Consider the following 15,394-nt stretch of genomic DNA (forward strand, 5'->3'; position numbering starts at 1 on the left):
CACCGAGGTCGAGCATGGTCTGGTTCCGCGCGAGCTGGCCCAGGGCGGCGGCACGTCGTTCGCCGAGGTCCAGCGGTGAGCCGAGCGCGGACTGCTCGGCGGCGAGGTGGCGGAGGGCGTGGTCGAGATCCTCGGCGTCAGCCCGGTCGAGGAGTCCGTCGAGGCGCACGAGGCCGTCGAACGCACACACCGCTCCCTGGATAGTCGATCGGCCGGGCTGGTCGAGCTCGATCGTGACGTGCTTGGCGGCGTGGGCGTCGGCGATGTCGGCCTCAGCGGTTTCGGGCTGGTAGCGGGCGATCGCGTCCGCGACGAGCCCGTCCAGGGCCCGCAGGCCGGTCTTGTGCGCGACCGGGGTGATCATCCGGTCTACAAAGGCGGCAGCCTCGGCACCGACCTTCATCGTCTCTTCGGCGATGCGGCGTACCCGCCACGGAGCCACGCGCCCGGAGGTCATGGCCTCCCAGAGCAGTGGGAGGCGGAACCGGGTCTCCATCACCGCCCCCACGAACGCCCGACCAGAAGCATCGGAGCGTCCCAGGGCGGTGGCGAGCTCGATGACCGCGAACTGAGCCACCAGCGGCGTGCCCGGGCCACCGGCCCCGATGAGCCGGTCACCACCCTCGACCTCATAGGCCGCCAGCAACTCATCGGTCACGACGCCGAGCGGGCCGCCGGCGACACAGTCCGGCACATGCCCCTCGGCGTGTGCGGCACACCACTCCGCGGCCGCCTCCCAGAGCCGGGTCTCGGCGGCCTGGGCTTCGCGTTGCGCCGACACCGCACATGCCAGCAGCCCTGAGGGCTGGGGTGCGGGCGCTGGCGTCATGACCCGATTCTAGTCGAACACCTGTTCTATTGAAAGGGTCTGGCCGCGAACTGTGGAGAAGTCGTTGCCTGCCCGTTGCGGGGTTTCGACGCGCTCGTCGCTGGCGCTCCTCCCGGCTCAACCACCGGCGGTGTCGCTCGGTTTCGACGCGCTCGTCGCTGGCGCTCCTCCCGGCTCAACCACCGGTGCGTCAGCGCCGTGCGGGGTTTCGACGCGCTCGGCCGTGGACGGCCTCACGGCTCAACCACCGGTGCGTCAGCGTCGTGCGGGGTTTCGACGCGCTCGTCGCTGGCGCTCCTCACGGCTCAACCACCGGTGCGTCAGCGCTGCGCTTCACGTAGCGCAGGCCCTCACAGTGAAGCGTCGACGATCCGGACGCCGCGGGGAGCCGCGGGGAGCCGCGGGGAGCCGCGGCGACGATGACGCCGTCGGAGTGGCGAAGGACGGACCGGCCTCGATGGCCTGGGCCACCAGCATCCGGTCGCAGGGATCGCTGGAGCACCTCCGCGCCACCAGTTCAGGCAGGTCAGCAGGCACGACCAGCTTGCCGAGATCGGCCATGACATCGGCGAAGGTCTCGCCGTCGTGGGCGATGCCGCGGCCCCAGCCCGGACACGATGTGTCGGCACCCGCCGCTACGGTCGAGGCATGGCCATCGCCGCACACCCCTCCCTCGTCGTCGACTGCCCCGACCCCCGCGTGCTGGCGGAGTTCTACGGCGCACTGCTCGGGTGGAGCGTCGAGGTCGACCCCGACGGCGGCTGGGCCGAGATCCGGCCCGAGGAGAAGACCCAGTGCTACTGCTTCCAGCGGGTCGAGGGCTACCAGGCCCCCGACTGGCCCGGCCAGGAGCGTCCGCAGCAAGCCCACCTCGACGTGATGGTGCGCAGCTTCGAGGAGGCCGAGCCCGAGGTGCTGGCGCTCGGCGCCACCAGGCACGAGGTGCAGCCGGGCACCACGTTCCGGGTCTACCTCGACCCGGCCGGCCACCCGTTCTGCCTCTGCCTCGGCTAGGTGCGGACGCCCACCAGCGCATCTTGGTAGGTGATCCAGCCGACGACGCGGTCGGAATCGAGGTCGTCGTCGGCCCCGTGCACCGGCACCGCGGCGGCCCCGGCCGAGGAGAGGACGTCGAGAGCGCGACGCAGCGAGTCGCCCGCGAGCAGGCGCGTGGGGTACTCGCGGACCAGCTCGACGGGGTCGGCGTCCCGCCCGGTGGCCAGCGCCTCCGCGACGACGCGGGCGGTGACGGTGCCGACGAAGAGGCCGTCCTCGTCGACGACCGGCAGCACGCCGGAGGCGGACGTCGCGAGCAGCGCGGCGGCGTCGCGCAGCGACATGCCCTGCTCGACGGGCGCGGGCACGGCCTGCATGACGTCGCGCACCCGACGGCGGGTCGCGATGGTCTCGGGCCCGCGACCGAGGTCGACGCCGCGGCGGACCAGCTTGAGGGTGTAGATCGTCTCCTTCGAGATGCGGTGGCTGATGCCGGCGGCGATCACGATCGCGACCATCAGCGGCAAAATCACCGAGTACTCGCCGGTGAGCTCGAAGAGGATGAGCACGGCCGTGATGGGCGCGCGGGCGGACCCCGCGAAGACGGCGCCCATGCCGATCACGGCATAGGCACCGGCGCCGGCGACCGACGAGCCGGCGATCAGCCCGGCCGTCTCACCGAACGCCGCGCCCAGAGCCGCACCGATGAAGAGGCTGGGCGCGAACACGCCACCCGAGCCGCCGATGCCGATCGTGAGTGACGTGGCGACCATCTTGCCCACGATGAGCACCAGCAGGAACCAGATGGCGTACCGGCCGTCGACGGCATTGCCGAGCACCGGGTAGCCCACGCCGTACATCTGCGGCAGCACGAGCAGGACGACGCCGAGCAGCAGGCCGCCGACGACCGGGCGCAGCCACTCCGGGCCGCGCCACACGGCGTCGCAGGCGTCCTCGATCGCGTACAGCACCCGGGTGAAGAGCACGCCGGCGAGCCCGCCGAGCACGCCGAGGAGGGCGAAGAGCAGGTACTCCCAGTGGTGCACGAGATGGAACTGCGGCAGCGCCAGGAACGGCTCGTCGCCGAGCAGGGTGCGGCCGATCACCGAGGCGGTCACCGCGGAGATGACGACCATGCCGAAGCTCTGCGCGGCCCAGCTGGCGAGGATCAGCTCCATGGCGAAGAAGACGCCGGCCAGGGGGGCGTTGAACGTAGCGGCGATGCCGCCGGCGGCGCCGCACGCGACGAGCACCTGGAGCCGGGCCTCGTCGAGCTTGGTGCGCACGCCGAGGGTGGAGCCGATGGCCGAGCCGATCTGCACGATCGGGCCCTCCCGCCCCACCGACCCGCCGCCACCGATGCACAGCGCCGACGCGAGCGCCTTGACGATCGCCACCTGCGGGCGGATGCGGCCGCCGTTCTGGGCGACGGCGTACATCACCTCGGGCACGCCGTGGCCGCGCGCCTCGGGGGCGAAGTAGCGCACCAGCGGGCCGTAGAGGAGGCCGGCGAGCATCGGGGCCAGTAGCACGAAGAACGGGCCGAGCCAGGGCACGTGCGGGTTGTCGGCGCCCGGGGTGGCCGCGTAGTCCTCGTGGCCGGAGAAGACGGTGGTGAAGAAGCCGATCAGCCAGCGGAACACGACGGCGAAGAGCCCCGCCCCTGCCCCCACGAGCAGCGCGAGCGTGAGCAGCCCGCCGTCGGAGGTGCGCAGCCAGCCACCGAGGTCGCGGCCGGGACGTCGGGACTGGAGCGTTGCAGAAGGCATGAGTTGCATAGAGCAATCATTGTACGCATGAATCGTTGCCCTGGCTCACGTAAGGTTCCTCACGTGGACGCACAGCCCGAGCAGCCCGACGAGCTCGACGCCCTGGTCGGGACGCTGCTGACGGCGTCCCGAGCGTTGGTCGGCGTCTCGGCGCGGTCTCTTGCCGATGTCGAGGAGCACGTGACGTTGGCCCAGTTCCGCACCCTCGTGGTGCTGCACAGCCATGGCCCCACGCGGCTCAACCAGCTCGCCGACCGGCTCGGCGTCGGGTCCAGCACCGCACTGCGCGCCGTCGATCGACTCATCACCTCCGGCTACGCCGAGCGTCGCGAGAACGACCAGGACCGGCGCGAAGTCGTGATCGAGGCGAGCCCGCGCGGCTCCGCCCTCGTGGGCGAGGTGACCGGACGCCGTCGCGCCGCCATCGAGCAGATCGTGCTGGCCATGCCGGCCCGCGACCGCGGTGGTCTCGTGCGCGCGCTCGCCGCCTTCGCCGAGGCGGCCGACGAGCCGACCTCCACGAACGCCGACAGCGCCACACTGCTCGGCTGGTGACCTCACCCGCTGCGCTGGGCGCGTCGGGCAGGATGAGGGTGTGAAGGACACGCCCCGCAAGGCGGCCGCCCGCACCGCGCGCCTCGCCTCGCTCCCCCTCGGCTACGCGGGCCGCTCCGCGCTCGGGCTGGGCAAACGGCTCGGCGGGGCGTCGGCCGAGCAGGTCATGAGCGAGGTGCAGCAGCGCACCGCGGAGCAGGTCTTCCGCACCCTCGGTGAACTCAAGGGCGGCGCCATGAAGTTCGGTCAGGCGCTCTCGGTGCTCGAGGCCGCGTTCCCGGAGGAGATGGCCGGCCCCTACCGCGAACAGCTCACCAAGCTCCAAGACGCCGCTCCACCGATGCCCACCTCCACCGTGCGTGAGGTGCTCGCCCGCGAGCTGGGCGACGACTGGCGCGAGCGCCTGGTCTGGCTCGACGGCGGCCCGGCGGCCGCCGCGTCGATCGGCCAGGTGCACCGCGGTCGCTGGGCCGACGACGACGGCCAGGAGCGTGAGGTCGCCGTCAAGGTGCAGTACCCGCACGCGGCCGAGGCGCTCCAGGCCGACCTGCGCCAGATTGGCCGGCTGGGCCGTACCGTCGCGCCGCTCATCCCGGGCATCGACATCAAGCCGCTGGTCGAGGAACTCCAGGCCCGTGCCGTCGAGGAGCTCGACTACGGCCTCGAGGCGCAGGCGCAGCGGGCCTTCCACGCCGCCTTCGCGGGTGACCCCGAGATCGTCGTGCCCGACGTGGTCGAGGTGGGCCCGACGGTGCTCGTGACCGAGTGGCTGGAGAGCCCCTACTCCCTGGCCCGCGTGATCGCCGAGGGCACCCGGGCCGAGCGTGACCACTACGGCGAGCTGTTCACCCGGTTCCTCTTCGCCAGCCCCGCACGCACCGGCATGCTGCACGCCGACCCGCACCCCGGCAACTTCCGGGCGATCCCCGCCGACGACGGCTCCCCCGGGCGGCTGGGCGTGCTCGACTACGGTGCCGTCGCTCGGCTCGAGGGCGGGTTCCCGCCGGCCATGGGCCGACTCATCAGCATCGCCGCGACCCGGTCGGGCGAAGACCTCGTCGACGCGCTCCGCGACGAGGGGTTCATTAAGGACCGCACCCGCGTCGAGCCCGAGCTCGTCCTCGACTACCTGATGCCGTTCGTCGAGCCCACGCTCGACGACACCTTCCGGTTCTCACGCGAGTGGATGCGCGGGGTGTTCGCCAAGATCAACGATCCGCGCGACCCGGCGTACACCGTGGGCCTCAAGCTCAACCTCCCGCCGAGCTACCTGCTCATCCACCGCACCTGGCTCGGCGGTCTGGGCGTGCTGAGCCAGCTCGAGGCCGAGGCTCCGTTCCGCGCCATCCTCAGCGAGCACCTGCCCGGATTCGAGGTCTGACCTCACCGCCCGGTCGGACCGGCGCCGGGAGCTAGGAGCGCAGGTCGAGATGCATGACCTGCAGGCCGACCAGCCCGTGCGCCCGGGAGTCGAAGGCGCGCGGAACCGTGCCGATCACCTCGAACCCCAGCGAGCGCCACAACGCCACCGCCGCGGTGTTGGTCTCGACGACGGCGTTGAACTGGATCGCCGTGTAGCCGTGCTGGCGGTGCCAGGCCACGACGTGCTCGCCCAGGCGGCGTCCGACTCCTCGCCCCCGGGCGGACGGGCTGACCATGAACGACGCCGTGCCGACATGCGACCCGCGGCCGGGTCGGTTGGGCCCCATCTTCGCGGTGCCGAGCACCTCGCCGTGCTCCTCGAGCACCACCGCGTGGCCCGGCGGCGGCTCCAGCCACAGCGCCCGAGCGTCGTCCGAGGCGAGGTTTTCGGGGTAGGCATAGGTCTCGCCGGCCGCGACGATGTCACCGAAGATCGGCCAGATCGCGGCCCAGTCGTCGCTGGTGGCGGGCCTGATGCTCGGGTCGCTCACAGGTCGGTGGCCCCGTCGATGGACTGCCGGATCAGGTCGGCATGGCCGCAGTGGCGGGCGTACTCCTCGACCATGTGCACCAGGATCCAGCGCACCGTCATGGGGGCGCCGCTGCGCGACGGCGCGACCGCCACCGCCTCGCACCCCTGGCCCGGCGCGAGGGCCTCGTCGAGGCGAACGTCGGCATCGGCCACCGCCTCGTCGAACCAGGCACGCAGCTCCTCGGGCTGGCGGCCGGCGGCCACGTGCCAGTCGTGGTCGTTGTCGGCGCCCCAGTCGACACCGGCCCATCGCTCGTGCGGCGCAGACCCGTGCAGGATCTCGCCGAACCACCACTGCTCCACGAAGGCCATGTGCGCCAGCAGCCCGCCCAGACTCACATCGGACGGCGCCAGGGTCACGCCGAGCGCGGCCGCGTCGAGGCCGTCAGCCTGGCGCCGCAGCGTCGCCCGGAAGTGGTCGAGGAAGCCACGCAGGGTGTGGACCTCGTCGAGGTCGGTGGCGACGGGGATCATCACGTGGACAGCCTCCCACTGACGGGGTCGCGGTCGGTGATGCAGTAGGTGCTGCCGGCGGGGCCGCGCAGCACGGTCCACCGCGAGTGCTCGCCGACCACGTGCGCACCCAGCGCCACGTGTCGCTCGACCTCACGGACGCGGTCGGAGGCGGCGAGGTCGACGTGACCGGTGACGGCGTCTCCTGGCCCACTCTCCGCACGACGCTGCACCAGCAGGCGGACGGGCTGGCCCGGGGGCTGGTCGAGCGGGACGAAGTCGGGCGAGACCCCCGATGTGCCCACCCGCCATCCGGTCAGCGCCGCCCAGAAGGCCACCTCCTCGTCGAAGTCGCGGCCCGGCACGTCGAGGCAGACCTGGTCGAGCACGGAGGTGTGGCCGCCCGGCCACGCGGCAGGGACGGCCTTGACCAGGCCCGGTTGGGTCACGAAGCAGAAGGTGAAGCCGCCAGGCGAGGTCGAGACGACGTAGCCGTGGTCGGCCACGACGGTGGCGCCGAGGCGCTCGGCCGCCGTCGCGGCGGCCTGCGGGTCGGCCACGTGCAGGTCGAGGTGCACCCCGGTGTGGCCCTCGCCGAGCCGCTGCACCCGTAGATGGTCGTCGCCCTCCGCCGGCACCAGGGTGCCGAACTCACGTTGCTCACCACGCAACCCCGAGAGCCCGTAGCCCGTGACCTGGGCCCAGAAGGAGACGCCTCTGTCCCAATGCTCGCCCGCGAGGTCGAGGAAGGCGCTGACCCAGAACGGGCGGGTCGCCGCGGAGACCGGCATCAGTGGCCGCACCCGCCCGGCACGGCCGGGCCGTCGGTGTTGCCGGCGGGCTTGTGCAGCACTGCCCAGGTCGGGCTGACCAGCACGTCGTCGCCCTCCGTGGTCGCCTCGCCGTCGACCAGCAAGGTGAACCCGGGCGGCTCGGTGGCCGCCTGGGGCGGCCACATCAGGGTCACGCTCGGCCGTGCGTCCGCGTTGGCCACCGACCCACGCCCGGGCGCGCTCACCCGCAGCGTGCCGTCGTCGGAGAGCCGCGGCAGCACGGCCACCGCCTTGACCTGCTCACCCGAGGTGGTCAGCAGGTACGCCGGCCCGAAGCGCTCGAGCTGAACGGGCAGGTCTGCGAGGTCGACCGGGATGCTCACTGGGCTCGCTCCATACCGGCCACCCTAGGGGCCGACGAGGGCGCTGCCACTAGGGTTTCCTGGCGTGAGCCGGCGACGCGTGACCGTGGTCGGCTCCGGCATGACCTTCTTCAGCGGCATCAGCCTCTACACGTGCCGTCTGGCCAATGCGTTGGCCGACGAGAACGACGTCTCGGTGATCCTGATGCGTCGGCTGCTGCCGCGTCGGCTCTACCCCGGCGGGTCGCGCGTCGGCGAGCAGCTGACGACGGCCACCTATCGCGACGAGGTGCCCGTCTTCGACGGCGTCGACTGGTTCGTGCTGCCGAGCCTGGTGCGGGCGCTGCGATTCCTCAAGCAGCAGCGGCCCGAGGTGCTGGTGCTCCAGTGGTGGACCGGCGCCGTGCTGCACAGCTTCCTCGTGCTCGCGCTGGCCGCCCGGCTGCGTCGCATCCCGGTGGTGCTGGAGATGCACGAGGTGCAGGACACCGGCGAGGCCGCCATCGGCTGGGTGCGCCGCTACACCGAGGCACTGATCCGCCCGCTGCTCGCCATGACCGCCGCGTTCGTCGTGCACAGCCGCGTGGACGCCGAGGTCGTGGCCGAGTCCGGCTGGAGCGGACGCAAGCCGGTGCGCGTCATCAAGCACGGGCCCTACGACCACCTCGCACCCGCCGTCGATGCTCCCCCGCGCGAGCCGGGCGACGACTTCACCTACCTCTACTTCGGCACGATCCGGCCGTACAAGGGCGTGGAGCACCTGGTCGATGCCTTCGACTCCCTCGACTCAGCTGATGCGCGGCTGCTGGTCGTGGGCGAGACCTGGGAGGGGCATGCGCTACCCGCCGAGCGCATCGCCGCCGCCCGGCACGGTGACCGCATCGAGTTCGTCAACCGCTACGTGCACGACGACGAGGCCGCCGGCTTCTTCGCCCGCGCCGACGCGGTCGTGCTGCCCTACCTGCGCTCCTCGGCGAGCGGTCCGCTGCACATCGCCATGAGCCACGGACTGCCCGTCGTGCTCTCAGACGTCGGCGGCCTCACCGAGGCCGCCGAGGGCTACGAGGGCATCCGCTTCGTCACCCCCGGCGACGTGCCCGGCATCGCCGAGGCGCTGCGCGAGGTGCGGTCGTGGCCGGTCCGGCGCTACCCCGACCCGTGCAGCTGGGAGGCCACCACCCGGCACTTCGGCGAGCTGTTCGACGAACTGCTCTGAGCCGCCCTCACGCGTCGACCCAGAGTTCCCCGCTCGCGCGTGGCCGCGCTGCGCCGGCGGTGACCTCGGCCAGGGCCGCGCTCACGGCGTGCACCTTCGACGGCGAGACGCCGAGCGTCAGGCCGACCTGGACGCCGTAGGCCGTGTCGAGCACGCGGACGCCGCGGGCCCGCAGATCGCTCTCGACGCGACCGGCGTCGGCGTGGTCGAGCGTCACCTCGACCCGCATCAGCAGGTGGCGCTCCCGGGTGCCGGCGACCTCGATCGCCGCCCGGACGGCGTCACCGTAGGCCCGCACGAGCCCGCCGGCGCCGAGCAGCGTGCCGCCGAACCAGCGGGTCACCACGGCGACCGTGTCGGACAGCTCGGCCCCGCGCACCACTTCGAGCATGGGTGAGCCGGCAGTGCCCGCGGGCTCGCCGTCGTCGGAGGACCGCTCGAGCGGTTGCGGGGGCGGTCCGAGACGGAAGGCCGTGCAGTGGTGGCGGGCGTCGTGGTGGGCGCGCCGCACCTCCTCGACGACCGCGCGGGCGGCGTCCTCGGTCTCGACACGGCGCAGGATGCAGAGGAAGCGCGAGCGCTTCTCCTCGATCTCGGCCCGGGCGTCGCGGCGCGGCACCAGGTAGCCGGTCACCACACCCCCAGCACCTGCCCACCGAGCCGCACCACGAACGCGGCCACGACCACGATGAAGAACACGCGCACGAAGGCCGATCCGCGGGCCACAGCGGTACGGGCGCCGAGGTAGCCGCCGACGAGGTTGGCCGCGCCCATGAGCAAGCCGATCTTCCAGAGCACCGCGCCCTGGGGCACGAACACGGCCAGGGCGGCGAGGTTGGTGGCCCAGTTGGCCATCCGCGCCTTGGCCGAGGCCTCGAGGAACCCGTAGCCGAGCAGGCCCACGAGCGTGAACACGAAGAAGGATCCGGTGCCCGGCCCGAGCGCGCCGTCGTAGAAGCCCACCACCAACCCGGTGCCGACCGCGGCGAGCGTGTGGCGGCGTCCGGCGAAGCGCAGCGCGGTGACCGAGCCGAGGTCGGGCTTGGCCACGACGTAGGCGCCGACCACGATCAGCGCCACGAGCACGATCGGCTCGAACGCCGACCGCGGCAGGTGGGAGGCCACCGCGGCCCCGGCGGCCGATCCGGTGAAGGCCAGCAGCATGAGCGGCACGAAGGTGCGGGGGTCGGGACGCACCCGCCGGTAGTAGGTGAGCGAACTGACGCTGGTGCCGCAGATCGAGCCGAGCTTGTTGGTGGCCAGGATCTGCACCGGCGCGGCATTCGGCAGGCCCAACAGCAGCGCCGGCAGCTGGATCAGCCCGCCCCCGCCCACCACCGCGTCGACGAATCCGGCCGACAGCGCCGCCAGGGCCAACAGCGCGAGGGTGGTCGGGTCGGTCACTGGCAGCAGCCTACGGTGACCCCGTGCGCATCGTGTCCCTCCTGCCGTCGACCACGGAGATCTGCTTCGCGCTCGGAGTGGGCGACGACGTGGTCGGTGTGACCTTCGAGTGCGACTTCCCTCCCGAGGCTCGCAGCCGCCGCGTCGTGTCGTCGACGACGATGCCCCACGGGCTGACCCCGGCCGAGATCGACGCGTTCGTCGTGGCCGCCACCCGGGCCGGTGAGGATCTCTACCGGCTCGACGCCGGCGCACTCGCCGAGCTGGACGCCGACCTCGTGCTCACCCAGGATCTGTGCGCGGTCTGCGCGATCGACGTGGCCGACGTCGACGCCGCGCTCGCGCACCTCGGCTGCACCGCGACGGTGCACTCCTTCGACCCCCACACGCTGACCGAGATCGCCGAGTCGATCCGGGCCATCGGTCGCGCCGTCGACCGGCCCGAGGCCGCGGACGCCCTGGCCGCCACCCTCGACCTGCCCGCTCCCCCGCCCTATCCGCGCCCGCGCGTGGTGGTGCTGGAGTGGACCGACCCGCCCTATGCCCCCGGCCACTGGATCCCCGAGATGGTGGCCGCCGCGGGCGGTGAGTGCGTGCTCGGCGCCGCCGGGCAGAAGTCCGAGCGCGTCACCTGGGACGACGTCCGCGACGCCCGCCCCGACTTCATCGTCGTCGCGCCGTGCGGCTACGACCGGAACGGTGCCCAGGAGCAGGCCGACGCCCTGGTCGCCGCGAACGTGCTCCCACCCGGCGTCCCCGTGCACGCGGTCGACGCGAACGCGCACTGGGCCCGCCCCGGCCCGCGGGTCATCGAGGGTGTCGCCGACCTCGCGAGCGCGCTACAGACGCTGGTTGAGCCGGGCGAGGCGCTAGCCGAGTCCCGTGTCGAAACCCCGTGAGGAGACCGGCGGAGCTCATTTCAGAGTTGCGGGTTTCGACGCGCTCGGCCGTGAACGGCCTCACGGCTCAACCACCGCAAGGCGCGCTCGGCCGTGAACGGCCTCACGGCTCAACCACCGCAAGGCGCGCTCGGCCGTGAACGGCCTCACGGCTCAACCACCACGGCAGGCGCGTCAGCCGACCCAGAACCCCCGGCCCCCGAACCAGTCGCCCATGCCGCCGCCACCCATCCGGCCGTACGACGACCGGTCGCCGAGGTAGGAGCCGACCACCGCGGCGCCGAGGTCGTCGAGCTCGGGGGCGACCACGCGCCCGTCGACGCGGTGCGCCATCGACTCGATGAAGCGCGCGAGACCGGGGTCGTCTCCGAGGCGGAAGAACGTCGTCTGGGCCCCGAGCCGGCGTGCGTTGTCGAGCTCGCGCACCGCGTAGGCGATGGTGAGCGGGTGCGGCGGGTAGGAGAACATCACCTCGCCGTTCGACTCCAGGTGCGAGGTGGGCTCGCCGTCGGTGACGATGAGCAGCACCGGCTGGGCGTTGGGGTGCTTGCGGAAGTGCCGGTTGGCCAGCAACAGACCGTGGTGCAGGTTCGTGCCCTTGTCGTACATCGCGTCGAGCGCGGTGAGCTGCTCGATCTCCATCGTCTGCGCGTGACGGCCGAAGGCGATCAGCTGCAGCGCGTCACCACGGAAGCGCGAGCGGATCAGCGTGTGCAGCGCCAGAGCCGTGCGCTTCATCGGCACCCAGCGACCGTCCATCGCCATCGAGAACGACGTGTCGACCAGCAGCGCCACGGCCGCCTGGGTGCGGGCCTCGGTCTCCTGCACCTCGACGTCGTCGATCGTCAACCGCACGGAGGGGCCCGAGCGCGGGCCCTCCCCCGCCTCGCGCACGATGGCGTTGGTCAACGAGCGGGTGACGTCCCAGGGCTCGGTGTCGCCGAACGCCCACGGCCGCGTCGCCCCCGACCGCTCACCGGCGGCACCGGCCTTGTTCATGTCGCGCTGGCCGGCGCGCCCCGACATCCGGTCGGCGACGTCGCGCAGCAGCTGCTTGCCGAGCTGACGCATCGCCTTGGGCGTCAGCCGCAGCTGCCCGTCGGAGCCCCGCTGCACGGTGCCCGACTCGCGTAGCGCCTTCTCCAGCTGCTGGAGGGTGCGGGCCTCGACGGCCGCCTCGTCGCCGAGCTGACGGCGCAGCGCGTCCAGGTCGAGGTCACCCATGTCGGCGCCGCGGTAGCTCTGGGAGAGCTGCTCGGCGAGCTGGTCGAGCTCGGCGAGATCCTGGAAGACACCGGTGCCGTCGCCCAGACCGAGCCCCTCGCCGCCGTCCATCTGCTCCGAGCCGTACCAGTCCTCACCGGGCCGCAGCGACTGCAGATTGCCGTCGAGGCGACCCAGCTGCTCCATCAGCGCGGGCGAGCCGAACGCCTGCGCCGAGAGCTCCATCAGCTGCTGGCGCTGCTCGGGGCTCATCGAGTTCATCATCCGCTGGGCTGCTGCGGCGCGCTGCGCCATGGCGTCCATCAGCTCGTCGAGATCCTGCGGGTTCTCGGGGAAGAACTCCCCGTGCTTGGCCATGAAGTCCTCGAAGTCGGCCCGCGTGTCCTCGCCGCGCTGACGCTTCTCGAGCAGGTCGTTGAGGTCGCCGAGCATCCCGTTGATGGCCGCGCGGTCCTCGTCTCCTGCGTTCTCGAGCGCCTGCTTCATACCCTCGAAGCGCTGGTCGAGCAGCTCGCGGCCGAGGAGATCCTTGATCTCCTCGTACGCCTCGCGCGCCTCGCGACTGGCCCACTCGTAGTTCGACAGCTCGGTGACAGCGGCCGCCGGGTTGGGCGGCAGCGAGTCGAGCTGCAGCTCGCGCAGGGCGCGGTCGGTGTCGTCCATGTCGATGTCGCGGGCCAGCTGCTTGCGCTCCTCCAGCACCGCCTTCTCGAGCAGCTCCTTGACCTGCTCCAGCGTGCCGTCGAGGTTGTGCTTGCTGGCCAGATCGCGGCGGCGCTCGGCGATCCGTCGCGCCAGGTCGTCGAGGCCGCTCTGATCGCGGCCGCCGCGTCGCAGGAACTCCCGCATCGCCCGCTCGGGGCTGTAGCCGGCCATGACGTCCTCGCCGATGGCGTCCAACGCCTCGGAAAGATCGACGGGCGGGGCGAGCGGGTCGCCGCCGCCGTAGCGGCCGTAACGGCTCGCGCGCCGCTGGGTCCAGAAGTCAGCCATGACGTGCCCCTCCCACCGGGTCGCCGCTCGGCTCGCGGCGCATCCACACGAACTCCAGGCCGGGGATCGTGGCCGAGCTGTCGCGCGAGGCCTCCTCGAAGCCGGACGCCGCGTAGAACGCCGCGGCCCGCTCGTTCCCGGCGACGTACTGCAGCACCAACGGCGCCTGACGCACCTCCCGCACGTGCGCGAGCACCGCGTCGAGCAGGCTCCTGCCGAGTCCGCTGCGGTGGTGGTCGGGGCGCACGTAGAGCTTCCACAGCACCGGCTCGGGTTGGCCGTCGGCGTCCGCCCGCTGGCCGAGGTTGGCCACGCCCACGATCTCGCCGTCGACCTCGGCCACCCAGTGCGGCAGGCGTTCGAGCTGGTCCTCGACGGCCGCGAGCGACCAGAACTGCTCGGCGCACCATTCGGCGTACGCGGGAGAGATCGACCCGTAGGTCGCCGGGACGACGACCTCGCCGAGCGCGACCAGCGCCGCGGCGTCGTCGGTGGTGGCGCGCCGCAGCTCGATGAGCCCCGGATCAGCCATACACCGTCTCGCCCTCGCCGGACTCCTTGCTGACCTTGCGCGCGAGGTACAGCGCCTCGAGTGCGAGCTCGATCGCGCCGGCCCGCTCGCCGTCGTCGGTCGCCCCGGCTGCGTCGCAGATGCGGTCGTAGAGGTCGCTCTCGCCGAGCACGGGCAGGCCCTCGAGGAAGGTTCTCGCCGCTACCTGGTCGCCGGTCGAGATCATGACGCCGACCTCCAATCGCTCCACCAACGGCCCGAGGTCGATGCCGCGCAGCACGGTGCGGCAGGTCTCGGCGGTGGCGGTGCGCAGCAGGTGGGTGAGCACCTCGGCCTCGCGGCCCTCCTCACCGGACTCGAACTCGATCTTGCCGCCGAGCACGTCGACGGCGGTCTCGAGGTCGACGACGCGCGCCACGGCGCGGTCCTCGTGTTGCACGGTGGCGCGGTGCAGCGCCGCCGCGGCGATGGTCTCGGCCCCGGCGATCGCGAACCGCGCGGAGACGCCGGAGCGCTGGTCGACCGCGGTGGAGTCGCGCAGGTGGCGGGTGAACCGGGCGAGGATCTCGAGCAGGTGGTCGGGCACGTGCGCGACGAGGTCGGCCTCCTGCCGGATCACCGCGATCTCGTCGGCGAGCGCCAGCGGGTAGTGCGTGCGGATCTCGGCGCCGAAGCGGTCCTTGAGCGGGGTGATGATGCGCCCGCGGTTGGTGTAGTCCTCGGGGTTGGCGCTGGCCACGACGAGGACGTCGAGCGGCAGTCGCAGCACGTAGCCGCGGATCTGGATGTCGCGCTCCTCCATCACGTTGAGCATCGCGACCTGGATGCGCTCGGCGAGGTCGGGCAGCTCGTTGATGGCCACGATGCCGCGGTGGCTGCGCGGGATGAGCCCGAAGTGGATGGTCTCGGGGTCGCCCAGCGAGCGGCCCTCGGCCACCTTCATCGGGTCGACGTCGCCGATGAGGTCGGCCACCGACGTGTCGGGGGTGGCCAGCTTCTCGGCGTACCGCTCGTCGCGGTGCACCCACGAGACGCGCAGCTCGTCGCCGTGCTCGGCGACCGCGGCCAACGAACCCGGCGTGACCGGCTCGTAGGGGTGCTCCCCGAGCTCGGAGCCGGAGATGACCGGCGTCCACTCGTCGAGCAGGCCGATCATGGTGCGCAGCAGCCGGGTCTTGCCCTGCCCGCGCTCGCCGAGCAGCACCACGTCGTGCCCGGCGATGAGCGCCCGCTCGAGCTGCGGGATCACGGTGTCCTGGAGGCCGTGCAGACCCGGCCACGGATCCGCACCATCGCGCAGCTTCGACAACAAGTTGTCGCGGATCTCGGTGCGCAGCGCCTTGTGCTCGTGGCCGCTGGCGCGCAACTCGCCCAGCGTGGCGATCGTGGGAGCAGGAGAAGAGGTCGACGGGGAGGGAGAGCTCGTCACCCCAGCCACGCTACGCCTCGAGACAAA

General features: G+C 72.3%; 15 protein-coding genes and 1 pseudogene. 5 read left to right on the top strand and 11 right to left on the bottom strand.

Going from position 1 to position 15,394, the window contains the following annotated elements:
• Window positions 1-829 (bottom strand): annotated as a pseudogene (locus tag ISG29_RS14345) (hypothetical protein); the annotation flags it as partial.
• 648 nt (window positions 830-1,477) lie between these two features.
• Between ISG29_RS14345 and ISG29_RS14350 the strand changes: the two are divergent.
• Entirely contained in the window at window positions 1,478-1,843 is a 366-nt protein-coding gene (locus ISG29_RS14350; protein ID WP_194504144.1) for a VOC family protein, read from the top strand.
• Here the strand turns inward: ISG29_RS14350 and ISG29_RS14355 are convergent.
• On the bottom strand, window positions 1,840-3,594 hold the full coding sequence (locus ISG29_RS14355; RefSeq protein ID WP_235959945.1) for a chloride channel protein: 1,755 nt from the start codon (window positions 3,592-3,594) through the stop codon (window positions 1,840-1,842). The genes ISG29_RS14350 and ISG29_RS14355 overlap by 4 nt on opposite strands.
• Window positions 3,595-3,657: 63 nt before the next feature.
• Between ISG29_RS14355 and ISG29_RS14360 the strand changes: the two genes are divergently transcribed.
• Window positions 3,658-4,149, top strand: coding sequence for a MarR family winged helix-turn-helix transcriptional regulator (locus tag ISG29_RS14360; RefSeq protein ID WP_207793153.1), 492 nt, complete (start codon window positions 3,658-3,660; stop codon window positions 4,147-4,149).
• 40 nt (window positions 4,150-4,189) lie between these two features.
• The gene (locus ISG29_RS14365) at window positions 4,190-5,530 is read left to right on the top strand and encodes an ABC1 kinase family protein (protein ID WP_194504147.1); all 1,341 of its coding nucleotides are present in this window, start codon (window positions 4,190-4,192) and stop codon (window positions 5,528-5,530) included.
• A 31-nt stretch (window positions 5,531-5,561) separates the two neighbouring features.
• Here the strand turns inward: ISG29_RS14365 and ISG29_RS14370 are convergent, their stop codons facing one another.
• From ISG29_RS14370 to ISG29_RS14385, 4 genes are read right to left on the bottom strand one after another with little or no spacing between them, the layout of a single operon-like run.
• Complete coding sequence (locus ISG29_RS14370; protein WP_328829238.1) at window positions 5,562-6,062, bottom strand: GNAT family N-acetyltransferase; 501 nt, start codon at window positions 6,060-6,062, stop codon at window positions 5,562-5,564.
• Window positions 6,059-6,577, bottom strand: a complete 519-nt coding sequence (locus tag ISG29_RS14375) for a DinB family protein (protein ID WP_194504289.1) — start codon at window positions 6,575-6,577, stop codon at window positions 6,059-6,061. Before ISG29_RS14375 ends, ISG29_RS14370 begins: the two co-directional genes overlap by 4 nt.
• Complete coding sequence (locus tag ISG29_RS14380) at window positions 6,577-7,347, bottom strand: VOC family protein (protein ID WP_194504148.1); 771 nt, start codon at window positions 7,345-7,347, stop codon at window positions 6,577-6,579. Before ISG29_RS14380 ends, ISG29_RS14375 begins: the two co-directional genes overlap by 1 nt.
• Window positions 7,347-7,712 carry a pyridoxamine 5'-phosphate oxidase gene (locus ISG29_RS14385; protein ID WP_194504149.1) on the bottom strand — a complete coding sequence of 122 codons (366 nt, stop codon included), beginning with the start codon at window positions 7,710-7,712 and terminating at the stop codon, window positions 7,347-7,349. The genes ISG29_RS14380 and ISG29_RS14385 overlap by 1 nt, the downstream gene beginning before the upstream one ends.
• A 64-nt stretch (window positions 7,713-7,776) precedes the next feature.
• Here ISG29_RS14385 and ISG29_RS14390 point away from each other — a divergent pair, with 64 nt between their 5' ends.
• Entirely contained in the window at window positions 7,777-8,907 is a 1,131-nt protein-coding gene (locus tag ISG29_RS14390) for a glycosyltransferase (protein WP_207793155.1), read from the top strand.
• A 7-nt stretch (window positions 8,908-8,914) separates the two neighbouring features.
• Here ISG29_RS14390 and ISG29_RS14395 read toward each other — a convergent pair whose 3' ends face one another.
• Together ISG29_RS14395 and ISG29_RS14400 are read right to left on the bottom strand one after the other, a co-directional pair.
• Window positions 8,915-9,541, bottom strand: a complete 627-nt coding sequence (locus tag ISG29_RS14395; protein ID WP_328829242.1) for a YigZ family protein — start codon at window positions 9,539-9,541, stop codon at window positions 8,915-8,917.
• Entirely contained in the window at window positions 9,538-10,311 is a 774-nt protein-coding gene (locus ISG29_RS14400; protein ID WP_194504151.1) for a sulfite exporter TauE/SafE family protein, read from the bottom strand. Before ISG29_RS14400 ends, ISG29_RS14395 begins: the two co-directional genes overlap by 4 nt.
• 23 nt (window positions 10,312-10,334) lie before the next feature.
• On the opposite strand from ISG29_RS14400, the gene ISG29_RS14405 reads away from it, so the two are divergent.
• The gene (locus ISG29_RS14405) at window positions 10,335-11,210 is read left to right on the top strand and encodes an ABC transporter substrate-binding protein (protein ID WP_194504152.1); all 876 of its coding nucleotides are present in this window, start codon (window positions 10,335-10,337) and stop codon (window positions 11,208-11,210) included.
• A 174-nt stretch (window positions 11,211-11,384) separates the two neighbouring features.
• On the opposite strand, the gene ISG29_RS14410 is transcribed toward ISG29_RS14405, so the two are convergent.
• The 3 genes from ISG29_RS14410 to ISG29_RS14420 are packed head-to-tail and all read right to left on the bottom strand — an operon-like array spanning window position 11,385 to window position 15,367.
• Complete coding sequence (locus tag ISG29_RS14410; protein WP_194504153.1) at window positions 11,385-13,427, bottom strand: vWA domain-containing protein; 2,043 nt, start codon at window positions 13,425-13,427, stop codon at window positions 11,385-11,387.
• Window positions 13,420-13,959 (bottom strand): GNAT family N-acetyltransferase, encoded by a 540-nt coding sequence (locus tag ISG29_RS14415; protein ID WP_194504154.1) that lies wholly within the window; start codon window positions 13,957-13,959, stop codon window positions 13,420-13,422. Before ISG29_RS14415 ends, ISG29_RS14410 begins: the two co-directional genes overlap by 8 nt.
• Window positions 13,952-15,367, bottom strand: a complete 1,416-nt coding sequence (locus tag ISG29_RS14420) for an ATP-binding protein (protein WP_328829249.1) — start codon at window positions 15,365-15,367, stop codon at window positions 13,952-13,954. Before ISG29_RS14420 ends, ISG29_RS14415 begins: the two co-directional genes overlap by 8 nt.
• Between the last annotated feature and the right edge of the window lie 27 nt (window positions 15,368-15,394).

This window comes from Nocardioides acrostichi, from assembly GCF_015319165.1.
Classification (GTDB): domain Bacteria; phylum Actinomycetota; class Actinomycetes; order Propionibacteriales; family Nocardioidaceae; genus Nocardioides; species Nocardioides acrostichi.